Here is a 23892-nt window from a genome sequence, read left to right on the forward strand (position 1 = left end):
AATTTGGTCCGCCAACTGACGAACGTCTGAAAGACATCAGCGACCTTTCGGATTCTTTTCAGCACACTGGCACCCACCAGCCTTTTTTTCGTTCATGATACGTTCAAAAATTGTAGATTTTCCTTTTTGAATAACATCCTGCTCAATATCGTCGGATGTATAGCCAAAACAATAGCATACGAGTTCTGACATAATCAAACTCCTTAAAGAAATTTTCCGATGAATGCATGATTTTCTCTGAATTGATTACGGCCAGGATGACGGCGATGTCAATTTTTGGCTCTGACGTCGGAAGGAATTTTTCAACACGCTGTTAGAAATAAAAAAAGCCCTCCGGGCGCAAAAGCGCCCGGAGGGAGGTTGACCAGGTCATTATTTCTTCATTGCAGCCAGGATTTTCTCCGGCAGCGCGGGAATCTCGCGCACACGAGCGCCGCAGGCGTTGTACACGGCATTCAGGACCGCTGCGTGAGGAGCGGTCAGAGGCATTTCACCGACACCGGAAGCACCGAAGGGACCGGCGGGACGCGGGGTCTCCACATAGGTGATGTCCATGGAGTCCGGGATGTCCTTGATGTAGGGGATACCGGCGCCGCGCATGGTGGCATGCTTCTTCAGGTCCTCGTAATCCTCGGTCAGCGCCAGGCCGATGCCCTGGGCCAAGCCGCCGTAAATCTGGCCGTCGACCAGGGAGTAGTTGTTGACCTTGCCGATGTCGCCGACAATGGCCATCTTTTCGACCGTGGTCTTGCCGGTGGCGGCTTCGACAGCGACCTCGGACAGGAACAGGCCGTACATGTAACAGCAGAAGGGGCTACCCTGGCCGTTGGCGTCGCAATCCTTGGCAGGAGCGGTCCACTTGCCGTTATACTTCGTAGGCAGCTTTTCGGCGACCATCTCATCGTAGGTGCGGAATCCGCCGGAAGGCTTCTTCATGGCTTTGACCAGCTGTTCGCAGGCGTTGATGATGGCCTGTCCGCCCATGACCTGGGAGCGGCTACCGCCTGCAGGGCCGGTGTTGGGAGCCACGCGGGTGTCGTTCATGACCAGACGGATCTTGTCGGGCGTGATGCCCAGCGGCCTTAAGGCCTCGTGAGCCGTGCCCAGGGTGCCCATGTCGGCACCCTGGCCGTGATCCTGCCAGCAGTCGTAGATGGTGACGGTGCCGTCGGCCATCAGTTCGGCATCGGCGGCGGCGGAGTCGGCGCCGTCAAGGCCTGCGCCGTAAATGCCCAGGGCGACACCCACGCCGCGCTTGACTTCGGCGGTGGAGGCAGCGGCGGCGCGCTTCTTGGCTTCCTCGTACTTGGGCCGCATGATGTCGAACATCTCGGGCAGGCTGTACACTTCAGGATCCTGACCCGTGGGGGTGGTGGAACCCTTGCGGTAGATGTTCTTGTAGCGCAGCTCGAAAGGATCAATGCCCAGCTTTTCGGCCAGTTCGTCCATCAGGGTCTCGGACGGGAACTCGGATTCCGGAGCGCCGTAACCACGGAACGCAGCGCCCCAGCAGTGGTTGGTGCAGACGGTGCGGCCTTCGCCGCGAATGTTCGCGATGTCGTAACCGGCGCCGATGTACTGGGCTCCGCGCAGGGTCAGCAGGTCACCGAACTCGGAGTACGGGCCGTGGTCGACGGTCCAATCGGTTTCCATGCCCAGAAGCTTGCCGTCCTTCGTGGAGGCCAGGCGCATGTTGGTCCAGAACGGAGAGCGCTTGCCGGTGTAGGCCTGCTGCTGACGATAGTCGTATACCAGATTCACGGGACGACCGGTGGCCAGGGCGGCGGCGCCGACAAGGGCTTCCAGGGTCGGGCTGAACTTATAACCGAAGGTGCCGCCGGCGGGATTCTGAACCAGGTGCAGCTGATCGGGTTCCAGACCGAGGCCGGGAGCGATCATGTACAGGTGCAGGTGCAAACCGATGGACTTGGAGTGAATGATCAGCTTTCCTTCGTCATCGATGTACGCAAAGCCGCAGTCGGGCTCGATGGGCAGATGGGGCTGGCGGGAGGTGTAGTAGCTGCCTTCCACGACCACATCGGCCTTGTCGAAGATGGGAGCGGTCTCGGCGCCCTTGGCGATCTTCTGGATGTAGTAGACGTTGGGCGTGCCGGGATGAATCTCGATGGCGTCCTCGGCCATGGCCGCCGGAGCGCTCATGTATTCGGGCAACTGCTCGATCTCCACCTTGACGGCCTTGGCAGCGGCCTTGGCCTGCTCCTCGGTGTCGGCGCAGACGATGGCGATGGCGTCACCGTACTGGAAGATCTTCTCGTCGCACAGGATCGGACGATCCCAGCCGTCACCCTTGTTGGTGGGGAAGGTAATCAGACCGGTGATGCGGTTCTTGCCCTTCACATCCTTGTGGGTGACGACCTTGAACACGCCGGGCAGCTTCTCGGCTTCGGTGGTGTCGATGGACAGGATCTTGGCGTGGGACACTTCGGCCTGCACCATGGCACACTGCAGAGTGCCGGCGGGCAGCTTCAGGCCCAGATCAGCGCCGAAATCCAGGGTTCCCGTGACCTTGCTCAAGGCCGAGGGACGGGGGTAGCGAGTGCCCCAGACACTGCCGTCGGCAGGCATCTTGAATTCGAGGTCGGCCGCGCTCTTTTCGCCGCGTAGCACCTTGGCCGCGTCCATGACGGCGTCCACCAGCGGCTTGTAGCCGGTGCAGCGGCAGGCGTTGCGATGCTTCTGAAACCAGTCGCGGACGTCGTCGCGGGTCGGGCTGGGGTTGGTGTCCAGCAGGCCCTTGGCCGAGACGATGAAGCCCGGGGAACAGAATCCGCACTGGGCAGCGCCGTGGAGCATCCAGGCGAGCTGCAGCGGGTGCGGGTTGGCCGGGGTGCCGATGCCTTCGATGGTGGTGATCTCGGCACCGTCGTCGACGCGTTTCATCTTGGTCGCGCAGGCGCGCACGACCTTGCCGTCCATGATGACGCTGCACGCTCCGCACTGACCTTCGCCGCAGCCGACCTTGGTGCCGGTCAGGCCGATGCTTTTCCTGATCACGTTGACCAGGGTGTCTTCCGCGTCGACCACCAGATTCCTGCGGATGCCATTGACCACAATTTGCTTCTTAATCATTCCGGTTCCTCCAAATAACAATGTGAATGTTCGAACAGAATCTGCGTGGGGACGCTAGAGTTTGCCGAAGCCGCAGGCCGGGTAGTGGCAACTGGGACAGCTTTCGCACAGACCTCCGTGACCGAACGCAACAATATCCTTCCGCTCCAAACGCTCCCCGGTCAGCAGACGGGGCACGATCAGATCGAAAATACTGGCTTTGTAGTACATGACGCATCCCGGCAGTCCGACCACGGGCACGTCATCCAGATAGGCGAGCATGAACATGGCGCCGGGATAGGTGGGCGCGCCGTATGAAACGACCCGGGCCCCGGTCGCCCTGATGGCCGCCGGGGTCTGATCGTCGGGGTCGACGCTCATGCCGCCCGTGACGGCGATGAAATCTGCGCCCCGCTCTTTGAGGCCCATAATGGCCTGGGCTGTCATCTCGACCTGGTCCGAGACGAAAACTTGGTCCAGAACGGTGGATCCAAGACCTTCGAATTTCTTCCTGAGCACCGGCCCGAAGCCATCCTTGATGCGGCCGGTGTAAACCTCGCTGCCCGTCGTCACCACGCCGACACGCGTGGGCTTCAGGGGGCGGACCTCGATGAGCGGAGCATGCTCGCGACAAACGCCCTCGGCCTCCTGCAGCAACTCTTCCGGCACGGCCAGCGGGATGACCCGCGTGCCGCCGAGCACCCTGCCCGACTTCACGAACTGACCGGTGTGGATAGTGCCAAAAGTCACGTCGGTGATGGAATTGAGGCGGAAAAGTCCTTCCACGTCGATGGACAGAACGCCGTCGTGGGCGGCGGTGAGCGTCGATTTGCCCTCGCTTGGCGAACTGAATGTGATGCCCTGCCCGGCCGCTGCCCGGGCCAGACGCAGGGCGCATTCATCCTCATGGACGTATCCGTCTCTGGGATCAAAAACATAAAGATGGGCCTTGCCGATATCGAGCAAGGTGGAGATGTCATGCGGCCCGACAATGTGCCCGCGCCGAAAGGCGGGTCCCTTGGCCTCGCCGGGAACGATGCGCGTGATGTCATGACAAAGAACGGTGCCGACAGCCTCTTCAACGGGGATGGATTTCATCGCATGTCCAAAATATATCTTGATTGGCATTTTAATATTAAAACATGTCATTTTTGACATATTTTAAGGCCTGAGCAACCTTAACCACCTATTATCATGTGCAAATCATTCTTTCTGAAGATGCCTCGCCGCATCGAAACAATGGAGGCTGCCAAGTCGAACGAAATCACTATGTCACAAGTGGCATATCGACGCATAAAGGCAAAAACAAGGCCAATATGCTTGAATTATCGCTCCATAATTTTGCAACATATTTATTTAATTGAAAATATAACTTTTCAACGCAAAGACTCAGTCACTCTTTGATGTCGATTCGTGTCCGCACGTGGCCGAATTGTCCCAAATGGAACCACCCGAAACAGGAAAAATGAGACAGAATGACACACAAGCCATGAAGGATTCCAGCCTGAACTAGCGAACCGCCCTCCCAGGCATGGCCTGTGTTCCCGGCAGGATTCGATCTCGACATATGTCGAAAAAGGCACAATAAATGCTTGGCTCTGCCATCAAAACATCAAAGGAGAACTCATGAATATTGCAGTAAGCGCCGCAGGAGCATCCCTGGCCAGTCCGGTTTTCGAAGAATTCTCGAAAACTCCGTTTCTGCTGATCGTGAATGTGGAGACGATGGAATGCACCAGCATTCCGCACGACAAGTCCGGGCAGGGGTCGCAGATCGCCTTGGCCGAAATGATCCTGCAACACCGCTGTGAAGCGTTGATCACCGGCAAGCTCGAAGAGGATGTTTTCAAGATTCTGGCGGACGACCACGTGACCCGATTTTTCGGGTCGGGCCTGTCTGCGGAAGAGGCCCTCATGGCCATGGAGAGACGGAAACTAAAGCTGATCCGCAACCCTGAAGGGACGGATGAATGCAACGAAAATCATCACGAACTTGAAGAATTGCAGGTCTGTAGCGGCCACCAGCATTGAAAGTGGGGCCCGGTGGATCATCGGCACAGGCTCAATGTCTGTTTCGATGGTCCGCCGGAACTTCTATATGCCCGGACGCGTGCGGTCTGACCTTCTTTTCGGAAAAGCTTTGCACGCCTTGGGCGAAAATGACCCGGGCCTCGGCCACGGCAGTTCTCTCCACGGCTTCGAACCAGGCGCTGAACTTGTCCCGGTATCGCCGACCGGCCGGAGTCAGGCGGTATCCACCGCGCTTGGTGCCGAGCATCTCGACAAGCTCCTCGCCCACGGCTTCCTCCGTGGCCCGGAGTTTCCCCCAGGCCGCCCGGTAGGACATGCCCAGGGACTCGGCGGCCTTGCGCAGGGAGCCATGCTCCTCGATCCTGTCGAGAAGCATGAGTCGCCCCATGCCGAAATAGACGTTCTCGCCCGACTCCAGCCACAGATGCATCCGAACGGTTGGTGTCTTCATGGCAATCCTCACTTTCCAAATGGACATTTGGGATAGGTGCAGCGTTTGCACTGCATGCACAGCCCGCCGTGACCAAGCCTGGCCAGCTCGCGGCGGGACGGAGACATCCCGGCCAGAATTCTCGGCAACAGCAGATCAAGGCTCGTTGTCTTGAAATACAGGGCGCAGGCCGGAACGCCGATCAGCTCCACTCCCCCGATCGAGCCCAGAAGCGTCATGGCCCCCGGCAGGATGGGCGTGCCGTAGCGCAGGTTTTCCAGACCGGCATCGACAAGCCCCTGCCGGGTCACATCTCCGGGATCCACCGACAAACCGGCCGTGGTCACGATCAGCTCGACGCCGCGATCGAGCATGTCCTGCACGCCCCGGCAAATGAGCTTACGATCGTCAGGCACGATGTCCGTGGCCACCACGGGGCAGCCGTAGGCCTCGACCTTGGCGGTGATGATGGGAATAAAGCGGTCCTCGACCAGGCCCTTGAACACTTCCGTGCCCGTGACTAGGATGCCGACCCTGCGTTTGCCGAAAGGACGCACGCTGACAGCGGGACCGCCGCCCAAGGTGCGCAGCGCCTCGCCGAGCGTATCCCGGCCAAGATAGAGCGGAATGGCACGCGTGGCCGCGATCTGCTGTCCCTTTTCGACCACGCTGAAGGCGTGACGGGTGGCGCACATGACGCCGGGGATGGCGTTCAGCTCTTCGAGCGCCTCCTCGTTTATGGTCACAAGTCCTCCGTGCCGGGCGACCATGGTGATCTTGCCTTCGCGGGGCTCTCCCGAGCAGTCCACCCCGTCTCCCGCCACAGCCGCGGCCAGCAGTCTCGCCGCATCGTCCTCATGGACCCAGCGCGATTCCTCCAGCTCCTCTTCCTCCACATAGACTTCGAACCGGCCCATGCGCTGCAGACGGCAGACATCACCCACATCGAGCACCTGCCCGCGCGTGAAAGCGGCGTCCTTGCTCACGCCCGGATCGATGCAGGTCATGTCGTGCAGGGTCTTCTCGCCCACTGCTTCCTCGGCCGCGACCACCCGGAGTTTTGGTCCGTCAAAGCCCAGTTCGCGCAGATCATGGCCTCCGATCCAGCCCATGTAGGGAGACTCGCCCCGACAGGACCGGCAAACAGAGCCATCCCGGGCCGGATAGGCCTGACCACAGGAAGGACAGGCCGCGATGGCCCCCTTGCCGCGCCCTCCCATGAATTCCGGTCGAAGCGCGATCTCCTTCACGGAACAGATGGATGCCCCCGCCATGCGGATCTCCTCGCGCAGGCGGTCACTGTCCTGTTCCTTTTTGGGCTTGAGCTTGAAAAGCCACTCGCGGATAGTCGGGTAAGGCGTAAGCAGGTCCGTCTCCACGGCCACGCGCACGCCCTTGCCGGTGAACTTGTCGAAAAGAGAGACAGCGTAAAGGCCAAGATGGAAAATTCGCAGCCAGCCGTTGCCCACCGTGCAAGGGGTCAGCATCTGCACGGCGTCCGGCAGACACCAGGCCGTTTCGGAGATGGCGTCGAAAAGGATTCCCTCGGCGATATGGCTTTTCGCCTCGTGGACCATGAACCCGCCCAGTATCAGGCCTGGCGCGGCATATCCGTGAAAGCGTCCCGCCGCCGCGATGAATTCGTCTACGGTGTACGGACCAATGACGGGGCTGGCATAACTCAGGGCTGAAGATCCGTCGGGCATGTTCATGGGCGGCTCCAAATATGAAATTTTATGTCATGTCGCGCAGGAACATATCATGGAACCATCCCGCCGCAACGCCCCCGTGCTGCACAACCTATCGCTTTGGCCCCGTCCTTGAATTTTACAACTACTCAAATTTATTAATTTTTTATCCCTAAAGACAAATTATTGCATCTTTTTGACACAACCGCGTGAAACTCGCCTACCATTATGCCTTGTTAGACATGATTGTTTGTGACAAAAACGCCGATAACGCATCCACTCTACCTGAACACATTGGCGATTCGGCACGGCAGGGCATGGCAAAAATAAACATAATTAGCTTCAATAGCTTGACTTTCACGGAGAAGTCCGCACGAAAATTCCTTTTGGATTTTTGCTGGAAAAACCATCAAAGGTATTGCCCGAGCTGCAAAAACCGCAAACTCTATCGCCTCGCCGACGGCAGGCGCAGATGCGGCCGCTGCGGGTACACCTTTCATGACTTCAGCCGTCGCTTCCTGAATCGCTGCGCCTTCACCTCAAGGCAATGGCTCTGGTTCCTGAAACTTTTCGCGCTGGACATCGCTCCGGTCTGCATCGCAGCCGAGATGGACGTGAATTACGCGACCATCCTGAAAGCCGCCGATACCGTGCGCCGGGCCATAGTGGCCCAGGCGCTGGACGCCGATGGACTCTACGAGGCGGGCGTGTGGCCCGGCCCGGGCAATCCCATGCCCGCAGCGGCGATCGTGAATGCCCCGGTCTTCGGCATCATCGAACTGGGCGGCGTGGCCATCTGCGACCTCATGCCATCCCTAAGCGCTGAAAATCTGCTGCATTTCAAAATCAATTTCTGCCTCAAGACGGCCAGCGTCGGCCAGGTTGTCTACACCGCGCCCTACAAGCAGTATCTGTCCCTCGTCTCCTGCGGACCCGGACTTTGGCCCGCCCGGTACATCAGGCACGCGGACAAGCGCCTGCCTGTCGAGGCCTCCCCGTTCTGGACTTTCGCCAAGCTGCGGCTGCGCCACATGCGCGGCGTACCGGCCTCGCACTTTCCGCTCTATCTGAAGGAATGCGAACTGCGCTACAACTCCCGCGACCAGGATCTCGTGCCCATCCTGGCCCAGATGCTGTGCATGTTCGTGCCCCGCAAATGAGGCGGCGTGGGCTTGCGGGTTGGAATGAAAGCGGCCGCCAACGGACTCGCCCAGTCCATTGACGGCCCATCACCGAAGGAGGAGGGTGAAGAATATGAAAAGTTAGGACGCCTTGGCCACAGGGGTTGCCAGACCCAAGGCGGTCCAGGGGGCCGGGGACAGGGGCACATACCCTTTGCTCTGCGCGACGGCGTCCAGATGCACAAGCCCAAGGGCGGCCAAATCAAAATCAATAGGTTCGGAACGCTCAACCAGATCCAGACACGGCAGGTACTGGGAGCACTCTTCACAGACATGGATATACTCATGCGGGGAATCCGGGAGTGAAAAACGAGTCATGTTTTCATGTTCCTGATTCCCGCAACCCGGACAGGTCATACGCATAAAGCGCCAGCGATGGGTGCAAACCGGACAATGGTGCCAAAGCTCACCACTTTTTGAGATCAGAAAGTCCGATGGATTGGGGTGGTTCTCCAAAGTCGCCAGGTCCGGATCAGATCCGCAGACCGGGCAATATGACTTGCGCCACAAGTCTGCCGGAGCCAGAGACAGCAAAGCCTGTTTTTGGGCCGCGATGCAGGGTCCGTAAGCCGCTCGCAAGGCCATGAGTAAAAAATCGGGCGTCACGGCGGCTTCTGCTGCCGCGCGGTCCAAAGCCGCCTCATCGCCATGAACCACGGCCATAAGGCACAGTCTGGTCCACTGCCGATCTTCTTCGAGCTTGCGACCAAGCCCGCCGAGGCCTTCAGCCAATGCCGGAAAAAGCACCCCCATCACAGGCCAGATCCGTATCGCCGAAGCCTTTAAGGCCGGGGCGAACGCCCCAGAATCCATGCCGACAACAAGCGCCTCCCCGCCAAGAAACCTGTCCTCGGCGACACTCATCGCGCTCACGTCCGCAAGGGGAAGCTCAGAATGCAACTCCACCTGACGGCAAAGAAGCAGCCCAAAACGATTGATGATTTCGCGAAATGGCTCGTGGCGACTGGCCAAAGTATTCAAAATGGCGTCCTTGGTCTTAAGTCCGGTGCTCGGCATGTCTGCTCCTTGAAAAATTGGCCCGCCGGGAGTCCGGCGGGCCAAGGTTGAATTCTGCTAACCTAGCATGTTCTTGAAAGGTTTCGCCAAACCCGCCAGGAAATCGGCCCTGTTCAGGGGCTTGATCTCGCGGCCAGCATATTGATGGTACATTTCCCTAGGCATCTCCAGAAAATAGATAACGCCCAGATCTTCCTCATCCAATATCGTGCAGCTCTTGTGCACATCACAGACGATCTTGGTCTCAAGTTCGGACTTTGGTCTCTCGATCTCTGCCTGGGCCTCGGTGAGGCGCAACTTGGCCTTGATGAGCATGTCCTCACGTTCGCCGAAGCTCATGGCTCCTGTGCAGCAACTCTTCACGCACATGGGCACAAGACCGGCCTGAACGCGATCGATGCACATGTCGCACTTGACCAGTTCACCCGAGATCTCGTTACGGCGCGGGATGTTGTAGGGGCAGGAATCAATGATCTCGTCGCACTGCTCCTTGGTCAATTCCTTGGTCTTTTCCGTGCAGACGACAATCCCCGTGGCCTCATCGACCACGATGGCGTCTTCCACATACATGTCCGCCGTGGCCTTGCAGGCAGGTTGCAGACAATGGCGGCACTGATCGGGAAAGAAAAGCCAATGAACGTGCCCGTCGATCTTGTGTTCGGAGAAACGGACCAGTTTGAAGTTGTTGGGGGTCAGATCCGGCGGATTCTGATGGGTGCCGGTCTGTTTTGTGGGCACGGCCTCATGGTCGTGCCACTGTTTGCACGCCACCTGACAGCCACGGCAAGCCGTGCAGCGGGTGGTATCGATGAAGATGCTCTTGCCATGTTGTTCCTCCCTGCTTAAACGGACAGTTCCGTGACCTTGTCGGCCTTGCGGATGTTCACCAGACACGCCTTGTACTCCGGAATGGTGGTATTGGGGTCACCCACCGAGGGTGTCAGACGGTTGGTGGCGTCGCCCACGCCGGGGGTAGTCCAACCAAAGCAGAAGGGCATGCCGATAAGATGCACGGTCTTGCCTTCCACCTGGAACGGCACGATGCGCACCGTGACCATGGCGATGGCCTCGACCTTTCCGCGGATGCTCTCGACCACGACCACGTCGCCGTTCTTGATGCCCTTTTCAGCTGCCAACTCGTGACTCATTTCCACATACTGCTGCGGTTCAGCTTCAAGCAGATACGGAGTGTTGCGGGTGTCGCCGCCGCCGCACCAGTGCTCGGTCAGGCTGTATGTGGTCAGCACGATGGGGTATTTGGGGTCCGCCGGTTTGGCCAGCAGGTCCATATCGCTCTTGGCTACTTTCATGCACGGATTGTTCATCCGGCTTGAGAACGGGTTCTTGGCTATCGGGGTTTCGGCTGGCTCGTAATGTTCCGGAAATGGACCATCCACCCGGCCTGGACCAAAGAGATGGCCATGGCCTTCCGACTGCATAATGAAAGGATAGGTGCCCTTTTCCTCGGCCATTGGCGGAGCGCCACCGTCCGGAATGTCGCCTATCCATTTCCCGCCTTCCCACAAAATGACCGGCAGTTCCGGATTGAAAGGATTCCCCTTCGGGTCAACGGAAGCACGGTTGTAGAGAATACGGCGGTTTACGGGCCAGGCCCAAGTATAACTCGGGAACAGTCCGAGCTTGGCCTGCATGGGGGTCTGGGTCAGATCGCGGCGCTTGGCCAGATTCTTGCCCGCTTCCGGATAACAGCCACAGTAGAGCCAGTTCAGACTGGTCGTGGAACCGTCCGCCTGCAACGAGGGAAAGGACGGAACCTGGTCACCTTTCTTGTAGGTCTTGTCCTTGATGGTCACGTCGCGAGTGAAGACGCCGTTGATCATGCGGGCCATTTCGTCGGCGTTGTATTCCTTGGGCCAGGTATGGCTCAGCAGACCTTCGGGAAACGCGCCCTTCTCCTTTTCATACAGAGCGCGGACTCGCTTGCCGATCTCCACCAGCATCCATCCCATGGAACGGCTTTCGCCCGCGGGCTCGTAGCCTTTGTGGTGCCACTGATGCCAGCGACCGGAATTGGAGGTAGTGCCGTCCTTTTCGCCGCGCTGGCAGGAAGGAAGCAAAAACACCTCGGTCTTGATCTTCTTGGGATCCTCGCTCGGATTGCGCCAGAAGGACGCCGTCTCGGTATCGTGGACTTCGCCCACCACCAGCCAGTCGAGGTTCTTCAAAGCGGCGCGGATCTTGTGCGTGTTGGGCATGCTCACGGCCGGGTTATGGCCGAAAATCATGCCACCCTTGATCTTGCCTTCGTACATTCTGTCGAACTGGAACATGCTGGCGTAATCCACGCCCGGTTCGGCCTTGGGCAGCAGTCCGTAACCGAACTCGTTCTCGGCCGTGGCATTGTCGCCAAACCATCCTTTGAGAAGACTGACCACGTACTTGGGCCTGTTGCCCCACCAGTTCAGACTCTTGGGGTCGTTGGTGACCGGCGTGTTCGCCTTTAAATAATCGGTCAAAGTGGGCCAGGCCGTGGTCGGAACGGCGTGGTAGCCGGGCAGGATGTGCCACAGGAGGGCATGGTCCGTGGACCCCTGGACATTGGGCTCGCCGCGCAGGGCGTTGACGCCGCCGCCGGCCACGCCGATGTTGCCCAGCAAGAGCTGGATCATGCAGCCCAAGCGGATATTCTGACAACCCACGGAATGCTGGGTCCAGCCCAAGGCATACATCATGGTGCCGGCCTTGTCGGGCTTGCCCGTGGCGGAGTACGTCTCATAGACAATGAGAAGATTTTCCTTCGACACGCCGGTTATGGAGGAAACCCTGTCAAGATTGTAGCGATCATAGTGCTTCTTGAGCAGCTGATACACGCAACGCGGGTTCTGCAACGTCTTGTCGCGCAAGGGCACGCCCTTCTCGTCCTTGGCGAATGCCCAGGTCGTCTTGTCGTATTTCCCGGTCGCGGGGTCGAAACCTGAAAAAAGGCCATCTTCGAACGTGTAGCCGTCACCAAGGATGAAGGCCGCATTGGTGTACTCGGCCACGTATTCTTTCTGGATCAGATCGTTCTCCAGAATGTACTTCACCATGCCGCCCAGGAAAGCTATGTCCGTGCCGCTTCGGAGCGGAACGTGTAAATCGCTTCTGGCCGACGTACGCGAGAATTTCGGATCCACGTGGATCACCTTGGCCCCCGCATCCTTGGCCTTGAGCACCCATTTGAAGGAAATAGGGTGATGTTCGGCAGCATTGCTGCCCATAATCAGAACTGCATTGGCATTCTTGATGTCAATCCAATGCTGGGTCATTGCACCGCGTCCAAACGACTCTCCCAGAGCCGCTACAGTGGGGCTGTGTCAGACCCGTGCCTGATGATCGATGTTCAGGCCTCCCAGCGCGCGGCAAAGCTGATGGGTCAATGCGCATTCCTCATTGTCCATCTGGGAGGTGCCGAGCTGGAAATAGGACTCCCAACGGTTGACGGTCTGTCCCTTTTCATTTTTGAGCATGAAGTCTTTGTCACGCGTGTCTTTCATCTTGCGTGCAATGCGATCCAGAACCCAATCCCAATCCTTCTCTTCCCACTTCTCGCCGCCTGCGGCGCGATACCTTGGCTTGAGCACGCGATGGTCGCTGACATGCATCTGATAGAACGCAGCACCCTTGGCGCACAACGCGCCTTCGCTGACGGGATAGTCAGGATTGCCTTCGGAGCTGACAATCTTGCCGTCCTTGATGTGCATGATGATCTCACATCCGCAGGAGCAAAAGGCACAGGTCGAGATGACCTCCTTGGCTCCCTCGATCTTCAGCCCCTTCGCATACGCGTAGGCGGGCTTGAGATCGAACCCCAGTTGCCCGAGGGACATGGCCGCGACGCCCGCCCCGGTGATTTTCATGAACCCTCGCCGTGAAAACGTAGCCATCAAAACCTCCATGGTTTCATGTTCCTGCACCCTTCACTCCCTCTTCACAAAGTGGGTAGCGGGTGTAGAGCTAATGGCTACATAGCACTTCAATCAATATTTTCAATATGTTATAATAAACACATATGACATTCTTTTCGATTTGCACGGTGTAAAATTGCGTGATGGTCCACCGTGCTCGCAGCGCGGTCCCACTCGCTAAAAAAATCAGCGAGAACGTGACCATCCCGGCTCCTTTCAGGCCGGGAATACGCTCAGCCCTGGAAAGAGGCAGGCTAGCTGACTATTGAAAAATTCAAAATTCTCAGACCGTTCAAAAATGGTGAGATGCAAGGAAGCGAAAAAACCAGACCGCTTATGTATGCGCAATACACTTCGCGCTCTGGATTTTTTCGCTGGCGCAGTGCCCAAAATCCTACGACATTATTTTTTTGAAAACAAATTTGTTGCGATCATCAAAAAGTGAATCGTCGTTAATATTTTTGTTTAAAAAATCTACCCACTCCTCTGATTCGGACACGAATATATATGATTTTGCCATACCGCTTCCATATTCTACAAATTTTAAATTATAGTTACCATTTTCAATTTCATCAATTACATATTGTCTATTCAACAACCGTACTGTCATTATATTGTCTTTAATTTCAATTTTCCCTAAAGAATGAGATGATATTAAACCTGAAATTAAATATATACTAGCTTTTTTTTCTAAAAAATTATCAAAATCATATGGTGTAAAATCAACTAATATTGAATTTTTTATTTTAAAATATTTCGCATCGAGAATTAATTCTGAATTATCTTCTTCAAGTATATTTATAGTTCCAAATTTAAATGTCCATCGATTCATATTTGCAAAATCTTCAGAATCTTCATCTTTTATTAACATCCAATCCCCATAAACTTCATCAAATAAAATATCCATATCGTCAGTTAAAAATGGATGAAGCGATTGAATACATCCAGAAAGAACTATTGAAACAAAAATTAAAACTGAAAAATTAATTAACAATCTCATAAAATTATCTCCGTATTTTTTACAATATAAATGAATTACTAACAGTATTTTACTGATAAATCCTCTAAAAATGCCATAATTACAAAAATATGCTTGCTGTCTTGGGTCGCTTCGGACATTTCACAGAAGAAACTCTGACACATTAGGACACAAGGATCATTACTACCCTTTCATCAAAATTCTTCCTTCAGCCAGGCAGAGATTGTGAATGGCGTTGATGGTGGCCTGGATGGCACACCGGTCGTAGAAAGCCAAATGTTCGCTTTCCTTGGGACTGCCCGTGGCAGTGAATATGTTGCCGGTGGGCCTGTCCCATAACGGAAGCAAGCCGTTGCGCCAGCCCATGTGTTGCAGTCCGGGTCTAGGCCCGTGGCCGAACTGAGCGGCACGGTGCCGTCCCCGAGGTGGCAGCGCTTTTCGTCACGCATGCCCGGTCCTTCCTTACCGATATTCGACAGTCTGAACTGCCTGAGGCGACGCGGCGCCTCCATGAACGCCTCTCCGTCCCGGTCGATGCAGGCCAATGATCGAGTATGCGTCCTGGTCACCATGCGGCGCACGGGACCCAGGAAAACGGGAATCTCTTCGGGCAGGATGCTGCAGATGCGGCTCAGGACCGATCCATCCCAGACTTGCAAAATGGCGTCGTTCTCGTCGGTCCAGACCAAGAGGAGGCTTCGCAGATGGACCATGATTTCCTCCAGCAGCGCGTCGATGGCAAGTATCATGCCCCTGTTCCGAGGCTCATCCTCGCTCAACCAGCTCAGCATCGGAGACTTCGACCCAATGGCGGCCACGCGGGATGTGGCCGTGCGGGATTGTTCCAGTGGCGTTTTGTGGAAAAGCTTCACGATGTCCCCGCTCTGTTTGTATTCGTACAGTCTTGGCAAGGGCCAAGGCGTGACAAAAGGAATCCTGCACGAGCCAGAGCGCACACCCTTTGTCCTCGGCTGCCCGCAGACACGGCCCGGCATCCTCGCCGATGCGGTGTATGGGACGATTTGGTGGACGCGTTGTCCATCTTCCTACCTCCTGACTCTTGGTCTCAGAGACCCAGACTGAGTTGCTGTTCTCGATCCGGCCCAGGCGCACAGAAAGTTTCATATTTTGCAACTTTCCGTAGCCCCACCTGTCACTTTTGCCCTCTTCCCAACTGCTTTGCGATTCGTGCGGTGAGCGTTTGCATCTGGCGGATGGCAATTTGATTAAGCCGTTTCAAACGGTCGCCCTGAGGGAGTTCCATATGGATAAACTCGGCGTTCATGTTTTCGAGGTTGGCGAGAACAAGAAGCTGTTCGAGGCTGGCGTGATCGCGCATATTGCCGTCCTTGCCGGGATTGGCGTCCCGCCATTCTCGGGCGGTCTGGCCGAAGAGGGAGACATTGAGGAGGTCGGCCTCTTCGGCGTAAGCGAAAGCGGCCTGTTTTGCGGTAACTTCCTTCGGAATGAGATGCGTCTGAATCGCGTCGGTATGGATGCGGTAGTTGATCTTGGCCAACGTGCGGTTGAGGTTCCAGGCAAGGGAAAGGCGACGATTTTCGTCCTCCTTGAGACGCTGGAATTCCTTGATGAGGTAAAGCTTGAATTCCACCGAGATCCAGGACGCAAATTCAAAAGCCACATCGGTATGGGCATAGGTTCCGCCGTAGCGTCCGGCTTTGGAAACAATCCCGATCGCGCCAGTTTGATCAATCCACTGTTTCGGAGTGAGCGTGAAGCTGTTCAGTCCGGCCTGTTTTTTAATCCCGTCGAATTCGACGGGATTAAAATCGGGGTTGTGAAGTTGCTCCCATATGCCGAGAAACTCCAATGTGTTGCGATTACGTAGCCAATTGCGAATGAGGTCGTCGGTGTGCTCCGGATTCTTCGACTTTGCGATGTCGGTGAGCGAGATGTAGTCCTCGTCCTGTCGACGAATCACGGTGATCTTGGTGCCCCGGACGTTGATTGTGGTGTCGGAGGTTTTCTTTTTCATTCCTTGGAACCCAAGTGTCCGAGAACACCCCTCAGGGCCTCGTCAGTATGCCTGGCCTCCAGTTCAACGGCGTTCGAAACATGGCGCAGCGCCAGCAGGAATCCTTCAGTATCCCCGTCTTCCAGACATGCATTGAGCATTCCCGCCGCCAAAGCGGGATCTTCCCGGTACATTCTGATGGCCACTTCATCAAAAGGCTTTGTAGCTCTCATTTCTTCCTCCGTTCATAGTAGGCCCTGTATTCCTTAGCCCGCTGATTTTATGGCAAAAGGGTTCCCTCACGAGTCAAAACGTGCACCCTTTATCCACGGATTCCCGCAGGCACGGCATCCGTGACATTCCGTTGCATGGAGCGACTGGCGAGCGCGATATTCATCTTCCACCTCCTCTGGCCAAAATTGCTCCGGTGAGCCGGAATGAAACCCTGGATTTAATGAAGAAGCAAAGATATGGACATTCGGCGCATCGTGTACCGCTGCGACACTGAAGCTACTCAGTTTGCGGTATGCGCAGGGCTGAAGTGTGAGATACTTTGGAAGAGAACAACGCGGCATCGCAAAAATATTCGAAAATGCTCGATATCTGCGCTCACAATAACTACGTTTATGTATCCTACTGCAAATATGTAGAAATCCATATCGTAGCCCGTCCGAAAAGGAGCGGATATCATCGCAGATCCCGGTCACGCTTTTCCGCGCTACCGTGACCGCCTTGAGGCCAACGGACCGGAAAGCTAAGGGATCTAGAAAGTCATGAGAAGCGACCTCGGGAACGCCTTCCTGCGGCCCGGTTGTTGCTTGAGAGCCTGTAGCCACCCACGGCGGCACACCGCCCAACCCTCGCCAACGGATAAATGCGAATGGACATGACCTTTCTCTTCCCGGTGCAGCTCAGCCTGCGCGTGGCGGCCTTGGCCACCTTGACCTCCCTGGTCTTCGGGGTGTTTTTTGGCTGGGTCTTCCACCGCTATCGTTTTCCGGGAAAGGAACTGCTTGATTCCGTCCTGAGCCTGCCCATGGTGCTGCCGCCCACGGTGCTTGGCTATTACCTCATCGTGCTGCTCGGCCGGAACGGTTTCGTCGGGCGTTGGCTGGAATCGACATTCGGCGTGACGCTGATCTTCACCTGGCAGGGCGCGGTGATCGCCGCCGCAGTGGTCTCCTTCCCGCTCATCTTCAAATCCTCCCGCGCCGCCCTTGGAGGCGTGGAACGCAAGTACGAGGACGCGGCCCGGACCATGGGATACCCTGAATGGAGGGTTTTCCTGCGCGTTTGTCTGCCGCTGGCCGCGCGCGGCATTCTGGCCGGGACCATGCTCGCCTTTGCCCGGGCCATGGGCGAATTCGGGGCCACCCTCATGATCGCGGGCAACCTGCCCGGCCGCACCCAGACCCTGTCCCTGGCCGTGTATAGCGCCACCCAGGCGGGTCACGACGATCTGGCCGCGCAGCTCGTGCTGCTCATTTCCGTGCTCTGCACCCTCATCCTCTGGGTCTCGGGGCGGCTCCTGACACCAAGATGGCAGGCCTGACCATGTTCGTGATCAGCCGCACCGCAAGCTCCCATTCCGAGGCTTCCATGCATCCACGGACCGCACCGAAGGCAACGGCCCGGACCATCTCCTGCGACATCGACACGCGCGTGACCGCTCCCGGCGCCGAGTTTCGCCTGCAAGCGCGCTTCGAGGCGCCCGGACGGCGCATCGCCCTCTTCGGCCCCTCGGGTTCCGGCAAGAGCCTGACCCTCATGGCCCTGGCCGGACTGCTGAAGCCCCAGCGCGGCCGCATCGAGGTCTGCGGCCGCACCTTCCTCGACACCGCCTCCGGCGTGAACGTCCAGGCCCGCAGGCGCAACATCGGCATGCTTTTTCAGGATTACGCCCTGTTCCCGCACCTGACCGTGCGCGACAACGTGTCCTTTGCCCTCAAACCCATTTTCGGCCCCCTGAAGGCGGCGCACCGCGAACGCGTCGACGAACTGCTGGAACTGTGCGGCTTGACGGCCCTGGAAGGCCGACGCCCCGCCCAGATCTCCGGCGGCCAGCGCCAGCGCACGGCCCTGGCCCGGGCCCTGGCTCCAAGCCCCGACCTGCTCCTGCTGGACGAACCCTTCACCGCGCTCGACCAGCCCCTGCGGGAACGGATGCGCGCCGAACTCTTCGACATCCTGGAGCGATTCGACATACCCATGGTCATGGTCAGCCACGACCTTGAAGACGTGGACCATTTCGCCCAGACCCTGGTCGCCTTCGGCCACGGCCGAGTGCTCTCCGTCATCGACTACGAAGCCCGGCGCAAATCGGAATCACCCCGCCAGATCCTCGACCCTCTTTTCCTGGCCGCTCAGACGCAGGCCGGTTGAGCGGTCACGTTTCCTTCCCCTTGCGTGACCCCGTTGCCGCGCGCTCCCTTCTTCTCCTAAAGCACAGACAAACACGGTCCGCTTCCCTCTTCCGTCCTTTGGACCGCAAGCGCTGGAGCAATGCATGGGACTTCACATCAGTCTTCGCAAACGCCTGCCCCACTTCGACCTGCGCCTCGACCTGAGCTGCGCCCGGGGGCAGTTGACTGCCATCGTCGGCCCGTCCGGAGCGGGCAAGAGCACGCTCATCCGGCTCGTCGCCGGACTGGAGACGCCGGACTGGGGCCGCATGAAGCTTGGCGCAAGGACCTTCTTCGACAAGGCGGCCGGAATCGACATGCCCACCCGCGAGCGGCAAGTCGGCATGGTCTTTCAGGACTATCCCCTCTTCTCCCACCTCAGCCTGGCCAAAAACGTGGCCTTTTCCTGTCCGGACCAGGGCAAGGTGAACGCCCTGCTCGCACGCTTCGGCATCCGGCATCTGGCCCAGCGCAAACCAGGCGCCGTCTCCGGCGGGGAGCGTCAGCGTGCGGCCATGTGCCAAGCCCTGGCTCGCAACCCGGCCATCCTGCTGCTGGACGAACCGTTCTCTGCCCTGGACGCGCCCACGCGCTCCGATCTGCGCGGTGAGCTTCGGCAACTCACCAGACAGCTGGACATCCCCGTGCTGCTCGTCACCCATGATCTGCACGAAGCCGCCGAGCTTGGCGACGCCATCTTCCCCATGACCGACGGCCGCCACGATCCGCAGTGGCTCAGCGATACCCTCTCGGGGGCGCGGCGCGCCTCCCAAAATCTTGCAACCCGCGTCTGCGCATAGGACTGGCCATGAAAAAAACGCTGTTCACTCTTCTTCTCGTCTTCCTCGCCCTCCCCGCCCTGGCCGGAAACACCCTGCTCATCGCATCCGGGGCGGGCTACAAAACCGTCGTCGAAGCCCTGTCCGAGGCGTACGCCAAGCAATCGGACGCAACGGTGGAGCGCATCTACGGCAACATGGGCCAGATCATCGGCCAGGCGCAAACCAGCGGCAAGGTCGACATGCTCATCGGCGAGGAGGGATTCCTGCGCTCTTCGGCCCTGCTCCTGGCCGAAAGCGCCCCTCTGGGCACGGGCAGGCTGGTCATGGCCTGGCCCAGCGGCAAGGAAGAACCGGCGGACCTGAAGTCCGCGGCCGTCACGCGCATCGCAGTGCCGGACCCCAAACGGGCCATCTACGGCAAGGCCGCAAGGGAATATCTTGAAAACAGCGGGCAGGCAGACGCCCTGAAGGACAAACTCGTGGTCGTGGGCACGGTGCCGCAGGTATTCACCTATCTGACAACGAACGAAGTGGACGCGGGGTTCATAAACCTCACTCAGGCCGTAGCGGTAAAGGACAAGATCGGCGGCTTCAGGGAGATGGACCAAAGCCTCTACGATCCCATCGCGATCAGCTGCATCCGGCTTGAAACCTCTCCGTCTCCAGAAGCGGCCAGAAATTTCGCCAAATTTCTCAAAACCGGCACGGCCCGGAGCATCATCGCCGCCCATGGCCTGTAGGTCATGACGGAACTGTTGACCGATCCAAGGACCCTCGGCCCGCTCATTCTGTCCTTGAAGATCCTGGCCCTGGCTGGCGGCATCCTGCTTCCTCTGGGGGTGCTGCTGGCTTATTTCCTGTGCGGCAGACCTTGCGCCGCGCGTTCGGCGGTCGATTTTCTGGTGACCGTGCCGCTGGTCTTCCCGCCCATCGCCACGGGCTTCATCCTGCTCATGCTGCTGGGACGAAACGGACCTTTGGGGCGCGTGCTGCCCATAGACGTGGTCTTCTCCTCCCCCGGTCTGGTGCTGGCCTCGGTCATCGCCGGACTGCCCCTCATGGTCAAACCCGTGGAGGCCGCCTTGCGCAGCCAGGGCAAACGCCTCTCGGAAGTGGCGGCGGTGCTTGGAAAAACGCAATGGCAGACATTCGTCCTGGTCCTGCTCCCGGCCATACGCAAGTCCGTGCTGAGCAGTTGGCTCTTGGCCCTGTGCCGTTCCATGGGAGAGGTCGGCATCACGCTCATGCTCGGCGGCAACATCATCGGCAAGACCAACACACTGTCGCTGGAAATCTACAATTGCGTCTTTACCGGAGAACTGGATCGGGCCATGGTGCTGTGCGCCATCATCGCCACGCTGTCCGGCACGATGCTCTTCACCCTCAAACGCATGTCCGCGATCTGAACATGCCACGGAGAAAATGATGACTATTCTGGAACAGGTCCGCGCACGGGCCATCACTATATGGGACGAGGCAGGACTCATGGATGAAAGCGTCGAGGTCACGGCCGCGCCACTGACCGTCGAGCAGGCCATCGGCAAGCCGGAAGGACACGACTTTCCGATCCAGAAAGGCAAGGAAAAGCTCATGGAAGCATCCTTCAAGGGAGCAAAGGGGCAGGCCTTCACCGACACCTACGGCAATTACCGGGGACGTCTGCGCGACATCGCCAGTCTCGACCTTGCAGAGCCCATGTCGCAGGCGATTTTCGTGGCCACCCTGAACGCGGTCATGCGCAGCGTGGGTCAGACCGAGTGCACCGTCCACTGCAAGGACGCAGGCCCCGCCGAGTGTTCAAAGCTCATCGCCGGACACATTCGCGCCGCGCACGGCCAGCCGAAAATCGGGATGGTCGGCTACCAGCCCGCCATGATCAAGGCCCTGAGCGACGAATTTGAAATGCGCGTGCTCGACCTTGACCCGGACAACATCGGGCAGATCAAACACGGGGCACTGGTCGAAGGCGGCTGGGCCACCGAGGAAGTCATGCGCTGGGCGGACCTGCTGCTGGTCACGGGCACGACCCTGGCCAACGGATCCATCGACATGTTCCTGAATTCGAAGCCGGTCATTTTTTACGGAACGACGATCGCCGGAGCGGCCAGCATCATGGGATGGGAACGTTACTGCCCGAAAAGCATGTAGATTTTCGCCAAGCTGGCAGTGCAGTTCTGAAAAAAAACGGGCCTGACGCCTCAAGACGCCAGGCCCGTCAGGCCCGCTCACCAAAGGGCGGAACAGGTGTCATTCAAGAGTCAGGATCACCGAGAAGGCCTTGACCATGGCGCAGATGTCGTCGCCGACTTTGAGATCGAGGTTGCTCACGGATTCATCGGTGATGAGCGAAGTGATCTTGGTGCCGTCGGCAAGGTCCACCACCACCTCGGCCGCGATCTGCCCCGTGTTGACGGCCGAGATCCTGCCGCAGAACTTGTTGCGGGCGCTGGTCTTGAACATGGAATCCTCCTTGACCAGCACCACCCAGGGAGCCTTGACCGTCGCGATGACGGTCATGCCCATGCTCAGTCCCAGGTTCTCGTAACTTTCCTTGGTGATGACGGACACGACCCGCAGACCCGAGGCGGTGGTTACCTCAACCTCGCTCAGGATCATTCCTTCGCGCACGGCGCTGATCTGACCGACGAACATATTTCTGGCTGAAGTCTTCATCTTTTTCTCTTCCAAAATATAATGGTTCATGATCCGCCGGGTGTCGGCATCGGAAAAGCTGACGTACTGGGAGGACGGACTCTGATGGCCGAGCATGGCGTCGACCACGACCAGCGGTACCCCGCCGCGCAGCAGCTCCACGGCCCTGGAATGACGGAGCACCCGAGGATTCAAAAGCTCCCGGGGGATGCCAGTGCCAAGGCCGCGTTCGGAGAACTTGCGGCGCACATACCCCTGGTCCATGCGAAAAATCTGCCCCCGCAGCTCCATGCTCATGGGATGCTCGAAAAAAAGGGCCAGGGCGTCCACAACCTCGGTCGGCAGAGGGATTTCGCGAGGCGCGTCGCCCCGGACCATGACCACGCCCCGGGCGAGGTCGAAGTCAGCGCAATCATCGAGATCGAGGACCTCCCCAAGACGCATGCCCGTGTAACGCAAAAGGAGGAAAAGGAGCCAGATGCGAGTGCGTGCCTGACGAGTCCGCGCATCACGGGCCGCATGCAGCCATTCGCGAAAAGAACGCGTCAGGGTTTCAAGCTGGCCGGGTTCGAGATACTTGACCGACTCGGGCACCTGAAAAATCCGGGCCGCCTTGGGAGCGCGTTTTAGCACGCCCTCCGATTCCTCCAATCCCCGGCGTTTCATTTCCTCCTGCGCCAGAAAGGACAGCTGAATCAATGTATTCGGATCAAGTTGGTCCAATTTGTGCATTTTTTCTCCCGCCAACATATTTTTGCAAAGCATGCAATAGTACACATCGAGCGATGCACGAAACGCAGCGGTCTGATCAATACAGTCACGCTTTATCATGCTTGCGTGACCATATTGCCAAACAGGTGATCTTCAGGCCAGTAAAAATGCAATCAAAAAAGGAGAGCCCCATGAATTTTAAATCGTTGCATACAATTTTGTCGCTTTGCATTGTCCTCATGTCCACTCCCGCCATGGCAGGGGACCTTCTTGTCTCGGCGGCCGCCAGTCTGACCAACGCCTTCACGGAAATGAAGGAACCATTTGAGAAGGCCCATCCCGAAACCACTCTGGTCCTGAATTTCGCTTCTTCCGGTGCGCTACTCAAACAGATGGAGCAAGGCGCTCCCGTGGATGTCTTCGCCTCGGCCGACCAGGCGACCATGGACAGGGCCGAGAAGCTTATCGACCCGGCCACCCGCGTCAATTTCGCGGGCAACGCCCTGGTCCTGATCGTGCCCATAGAAGGTGGTCTGCCCCTGAACGACCCAGCCGCGCTCAAGGGAAAAGAAGTCAAGCTCGTGGCCATCGGCAACCCCGACTCCGTTCCGGCCGGGCGTTACGCCAAGGTCGCTCTTGAACATGCGGGCCTGTATGAGGCGCTGACCCCCAAATTCGTCCTTGCCGAAAGCGTGCGCCAGGCCCTCGACTACGTGGCCAGAGGAGAGGTCCAGGCAGGATTCGTCTTCGCCACGGACGCGGCCCTGCGCGCAGACAAGGTCAAGGTCACGGCCGAGATCGCCGGACACAAGCCCATCACCTACCCCGTCGCCCTGCTTGGGGCGTCCAGGGAAAAGGAAATGGGCCAGGCATTCATTGACTTCGTGAAGTCGGAGGAAGGACAGGGCATCCTGGGCAGGTTCGGGTTCAAAAGACCCTGAAATTCATGATCTGCATTCCGTCAGGCCAATGATTCGTTGCACCGGATCATTGGCCTGACGTCTTTTTTTGCATTTTCATTCCTGAAAACCCCAAATTTACCCGCCAGGCCTGAATCTTGCTTTGTT

23 protein-coding genes are annotated in these 23892 nt (G+C 57.9%); 10 read left to right on the top strand and 13 right to left on the bottom strand.

What is annotated here, in order from left to right:
• Window positions 1-36: 36 nt before the first annotated feature.
• The 3 genes from BMZ40_RS05620 to BMZ40_RS05630 form a co-directional block, all read right to left on the bottom strand.
• Window positions 37-192: a (2Fe-2S)-binding protein gene (locus tag BMZ40_RS05620; protein WP_092372871.1), complete on the bottom strand. Its 156-nt coding sequence runs from the start codon at window positions 190-192 to the stop codon at window positions 37-39.
• Between the two features lie 180 nt (window positions 193-372).
• Complete coding sequence (locus tag BMZ40_RS05625; protein WP_092373141.1) at window positions 373-3090, bottom strand: molybdopterin-dependent aldehyde oxidoreductase; 2718 nt, start codon at window positions 3088-3090, stop codon at window positions 373-375.
• 54 nt (window positions 3091-3144) lie between these two features.
• Window positions 3145-4167, bottom strand: coding sequence for a molybdopterin-binding protein (locus tag BMZ40_RS05630; protein ID WP_092373142.1), 1023 nt, complete (start codon window positions 4165-4167; stop codon window positions 3145-3147).
• Between the two features lie 528 nt (window positions 4168-4695).
• Between BMZ40_RS05630 and BMZ40_RS05635 the strand changes: the two genes are divergently transcribed.
• The gene (locus tag BMZ40_RS05635; RefSeq protein ID WP_092373143.1) at window positions 4696-5100 is read left to right on the top strand and encodes a NifB/NifX family molybdenum-iron cluster-binding protein; all 405 of its coding nucleotides are present in this window, start codon (window positions 4696-4698) and stop codon (window positions 5098-5100) included.
• Between the two features lie 31 nt (window positions 5101-5131).
• Here the strand turns inward: BMZ40_RS05635 and BMZ40_RS05640 are convergent, their stop codons facing one another.
• Together BMZ40_RS05640 and BMZ40_RS05645 are read right to left on the bottom strand one after the other, a co-directional pair.
• Window positions 5132-5551: a winged helix-turn-helix domain-containing protein gene (locus tag BMZ40_RS05640; protein ID WP_092373144.1), complete on the bottom strand. Its 420-nt coding sequence runs from the start codon at window positions 5549-5551 to the stop codon at window positions 5132-5134.
• 8 nt (window positions 5552-5559) lie between these two features.
• On the bottom strand, window positions 5560-7236 hold the full coding sequence (locus BMZ40_RS05645) for an FmdE family protein (protein ID WP_092373352.1): 1677 nt from the start codon (window positions 7234-7236) through the stop codon (window positions 5560-5562).
• A gap of 299 nt (window positions 7237-7535) precedes the next feature.
• Between BMZ40_RS05645 and BMZ40_RS05650 the strand changes: the two genes are divergently transcribed.
• Window positions 7536-8378 carry a transposase gene (locus BMZ40_RS05650; RefSeq protein ID WP_177193035.1) on the top strand — a complete coding sequence of 281 codons (843 nt, stop codon included), beginning with the start codon at window positions 7536-7538 and terminating at the stop codon, window positions 8376-8378.
• 102 nt (window positions 8379-8480) lie between these two features.
• Here BMZ40_RS05650 and BMZ40_RS05655 read toward each other — a convergent pair whose 3' ends face one another.
• The 5 genes from BMZ40_RS05655 to BMZ40_RS19130 form a co-directional block, all read right to left on the bottom strand.
• Window positions 8481-9416: a formate dehydrogenase accessory protein FdhE gene (locus tag BMZ40_RS05655; protein WP_092373146.1), complete on the bottom strand. Its 936-nt coding sequence runs from the start codon at window positions 9414-9416 to the stop codon at window positions 8481-8483.
• 57 nt (window positions 9417-9473) lie between these two features.
• Window positions 9474-10232: a 4Fe-4S dicluster domain-containing protein gene (locus BMZ40_RS05660; protein WP_092373354.1), complete on the bottom strand. Its 759-nt coding sequence runs from the start codon at window positions 10230-10232 to the stop codon at window positions 9474-9476.
• 26 nt (window positions 10233-10258) lie between these two features.
• Complete coding sequence (gene fdnG / locus BMZ40_RS05665; RefSeq protein ID WP_092373356.1) at window positions 10259-13303, bottom strand: formate dehydrogenase-N subunit alpha; 3045 nt, start codon at window positions 13301-13303, stop codon at window positions 10259-10261.
• 415 nt (window positions 13304-13718) lie between these two features.
• Entirely contained in the window at window positions 13719-14324 is a 606-nt protein-coding gene (locus BMZ40_RS19125) for a hypothetical protein (protein ID WP_143075547.1), read from the bottom strand.
• A gap of 173 nt (window positions 14325-14497) precedes the next feature.
• On the bottom strand, window positions 14498-15052 hold the full coding sequence (locus tag BMZ40_RS19130) for a hypothetical protein (protein WP_143075548.1): 555 nt from the start codon (window positions 15050-15052) through the stop codon (window positions 14498-14500).
• On the opposite strand from BMZ40_RS19130, the gene BMZ40_RS05675 reads away from it, so the two are divergent.
• Window positions 15039-15386, top strand: coding sequence for a hypothetical protein (locus BMZ40_RS05675; RefSeq protein ID WP_177193036.1), 348 nt, complete (start codon window positions 15039-15041; stop codon window positions 15384-15386). The two genes, BMZ40_RS19130 and BMZ40_RS05675, sit on opposite strands and share 14 nt — an antisense overlap.
• A gap of 70 nt (window positions 15387-15456) precedes the next feature.
• Here the strand turns inward: BMZ40_RS05675 and BMZ40_RS05680 are convergent, their stop codons facing one another.
• Together BMZ40_RS05680 and BMZ40_RS05685 are read right to left on the bottom strand one after the other, a co-directional pair.
• A complete protein-coding gene (locus BMZ40_RS05680) occupies window positions 15457-16299 on the bottom strand; it encodes a KilA-N domain-containing protein (protein ID WP_092373149.1) in 843 nt (280 codons plus the stop codon).
• On the bottom strand, window positions 16296-16511 hold the full coding sequence (locus BMZ40_RS05685; RefSeq protein ID WP_092373150.1) for a hypothetical protein: 216 nt from the start codon (window positions 16509-16511) through the stop codon (window positions 16296-16298). Before BMZ40_RS05685 ends, BMZ40_RS05680 begins: the two co-directional genes overlap by 4 nt.
• Window positions 16512-17158: 647 nt before the next feature.
• Between BMZ40_RS05685 and modB the strand changes: the two genes are divergently transcribed.
• From modB to BMZ40_RS05715, 6 genes are all read left to right on the top strand, one after another.
• The gene (gene modB, locus BMZ40_RS05690) at window positions 17159-17830 is read left to right on the top strand and encodes a molybdate ABC transporter permease subunit (RefSeq protein WP_177193037.1); all 672 of its coding nucleotides are present in this window, start codon (window positions 17159-17161) and stop codon (window positions 17828-17830) included.
• A 47-nt stretch (window positions 17831-17877) separates the two neighbouring features.
• Window positions 17878-18660 (top strand): ABC transporter ATP-binding protein, encoded by a 783-nt coding sequence (locus tag BMZ40_RS05695; protein WP_092373358.1) that lies wholly within the window; start codon window positions 17878-17880, stop codon window positions 18658-18660.
• A 124-nt stretch (window positions 18661-18784) separates the two neighbouring features.
• Window positions 18785-19480 (top strand): ATP-binding cassette domain-containing protein, encoded by a 696-nt coding sequence (locus BMZ40_RS05700; RefSeq protein ID WP_092373152.1) that lies wholly within the window; start codon window positions 18785-18787, stop codon window positions 19478-19480.
• An 8-nt stretch (window positions 19481-19488) separates the two neighbouring features.
• Window positions 19489-20202, top strand: coding sequence for a molybdate ABC transporter substrate-binding protein (modA, locus tag BMZ40_RS05705; protein ID WP_092373153.1), 714 nt, complete (start codon window positions 19489-19491; stop codon window positions 20200-20202).
• Window positions 20203-20205: 3 nt separating this feature from the next.
• Entirely contained in the window at window positions 20206-20868 is a 663-nt protein-coding gene (locus BMZ40_RS05710; RefSeq protein WP_092373154.1) for a molybdate ABC transporter permease subunit, read from the top strand.
• Window positions 20869-20887: 19 nt separating this feature from the next.
• Window positions 20888-21610, top strand: coding sequence for a Rossmann-like domain-containing protein (locus BMZ40_RS05715; RefSeq protein ID WP_342707882.1), 723 nt, complete (start codon window positions 20888-20890; stop codon window positions 21608-21610).
• 99 nt (window positions 21611-21709) lie between these two features.
• Here BMZ40_RS05715 and BMZ40_RS05720 read toward each other — a convergent pair whose 3' ends face one another.
• Window positions 21710-22846 carry a TOBE domain-containing protein gene (locus BMZ40_RS05720; RefSeq protein ID WP_092373156.1) on the bottom strand — a complete coding sequence of 379 codons (1137 nt, stop codon included), beginning with the start codon at window positions 22844-22846 and terminating at the stop codon, window positions 21710-21712.
• A 170-nt stretch (window positions 22847-23016) separates the two neighbouring features.
• On the opposite strand from BMZ40_RS05720, the gene modA (BMZ40_RS05725) reads away from it, so the two are divergent.
• Complete coding sequence (modA, locus tag BMZ40_RS05725; RefSeq protein ID WP_092373157.1) at window positions 23017-23766, top strand: molybdate ABC transporter substrate-binding protein; 750 nt, start codon at window positions 23017-23019, stop codon at window positions 23764-23766.
• Window positions 23767-23892: the final 126 nt, after the last annotated feature.

Source organism: Desulfomicrobium apsheronum, from assembly GCF_900114115.1.
In the GTDB taxonomy this organism is placed as follows: Bacteria; Desulfobacterota; Desulfovibrionia; order Desulfovibrionales; family Desulfomicrobiaceae; genus Desulfomicrobium; species Desulfomicrobium apsheronum.

Excerpts from the sequence above, each read along its gene's own strand:
- BMZ40_RS05720 (WP_092373156.1), bottom strand. The coding sequence starts at position 22,846 with ATGCACAAATTGGACCAACTTGATCCGAATACATTGATTCAGCTGTCC.
- BMZ40_RS05620 (WP_092372871.1), bottom strand. The coding sequence starts at position 192 with ATGTCAGAACTCGTATGCTATTGTTTTGGCTATACATCCGACGATATT.
- BMZ40_RS05685 (WP_092373150.1), bottom strand. The coding sequence starts at position 16,511 with ATGAGAGCTACAAAGCCTTTTGATGAAGTGGCCATCAGAATGTACCGG.
- BMZ40_RS05655 (WP_092373146.1), bottom strand. The coding sequence starts at position 9,416 with ATGCCGAGCACCGGACTTAAGACCAAGGACGCCATTTTGAATACTTTG.
- BMZ40_RS05635 (WP_092373143.1), top strand. The coding sequence starts at position 4,696 with ATGAATATTGCAGTAAGCGCCGCAGGAGCATCCCTGGCCAGTCCGGTT.
- BMZ40_RS05645 (WP_092373352.1), bottom strand. The coding sequence starts at position 7,236 with ATGCCCGACGGATCTTCAGCCCTGAGTTATGCCAGCCCCGTCATTGGT.
- BMZ40_RS19125 (WP_143075547.1), bottom strand. The coding sequence starts at position 14,324 with ATGAGATTGTTAATTAATTTTTCAGTTTTAATTTTTGTTTCAATAGTT.
- modA (WP_092373153.1), top strand. The coding sequence starts at position 19,489 with ATGAAAAAAACGCTGTTCACTCTTCTTCTCGTCTTCCTCGCCCTCCCC.
- modB (WP_177193037.1), top strand. The coding sequence starts at position 17,159 with ATGGACATGACCTTTCTCTTCCCGGTGCAGCTCAGCCTGCGCGTGGCG.
- BMZ40_RS05625 (WP_092373141.1), bottom strand. The coding sequence starts at position 3,090 with ATGATTAAGAAGCAAATTGTGGTCAATGGCATCCGCAGGAATCTGGTG.
- BMZ40_RS19130 (WP_143075548.1), bottom strand. The coding sequence starts at position 15,052 with ATGATACTTGCCATCGACGCGCTGCTGGAGGAAATCATGGTCCATCTG.
- BMZ40_RS05695 (WP_092373358.1), top strand. The coding sequence starts at position 17,878 with ATGCATCCACGGACCGCACCGAAGGCAACGGCCCGGACCATCTCCTGC.
- BMZ40_RS05650 (WP_177193035.1), top strand. The coding sequence starts at position 7,536 with ATGGCAAAAATAAACATAATTAGCTTCAATAGCTTGACTTTCACGGAG.
- BMZ40_RS05675 (WP_177193036.1), top strand. The coding sequence starts at position 15,039 with ATGGCAAGTATCATGCCCCTGTTCCGAGGCTCATCCTCGCTCAACCAG.
- modA (WP_092373157.1), top strand. The coding sequence starts at position 23,017 with ATGAATTTTAAATCGTTGCATACAATTTTGTCGCTTTGCATTGTCCTC.
- BMZ40_RS05700 (WP_092373152.1), top strand. The coding sequence starts at position 18,785 with ATGGGACTTCACATCAGTCTTCGCAAACGCCTGCCCCACTTCGACCTG.
- BMZ40_RS05680 (WP_092373149.1), bottom strand. The coding sequence starts at position 16,299 with ATGAAAAAGAAAACCTCCGACACCACAATCAACGTCCGGGGCACCAAG.
- BMZ40_RS05710 (WP_092373154.1), top strand. The coding sequence starts at position 20,206 with ATGACGGAACTGTTGACCGATCCAAGGACCCTCGGCCCGCTCATTCTG.
- BMZ40_RS05715 (WP_342707882.1), top strand. The coding sequence starts at position 20,888 with ATGACTATTCTGGAACAGGTCCGCGCACGGGCCATCACTATATGGGAC.
- BMZ40_RS05630 (WP_092373142.1), bottom strand. The coding sequence starts at position 4,167 with ATGAAATCCATCCCCGTTGAAGAGGCTGTCGGCACCGTTCTTTGTCAT.
- BMZ40_RS05640 (WP_092373144.1), bottom strand. The coding sequence starts at position 5,551 with ATGAAGACACCAACCGTTCGGATGCATCTGTGGCTGGAGTCGGGCGAG.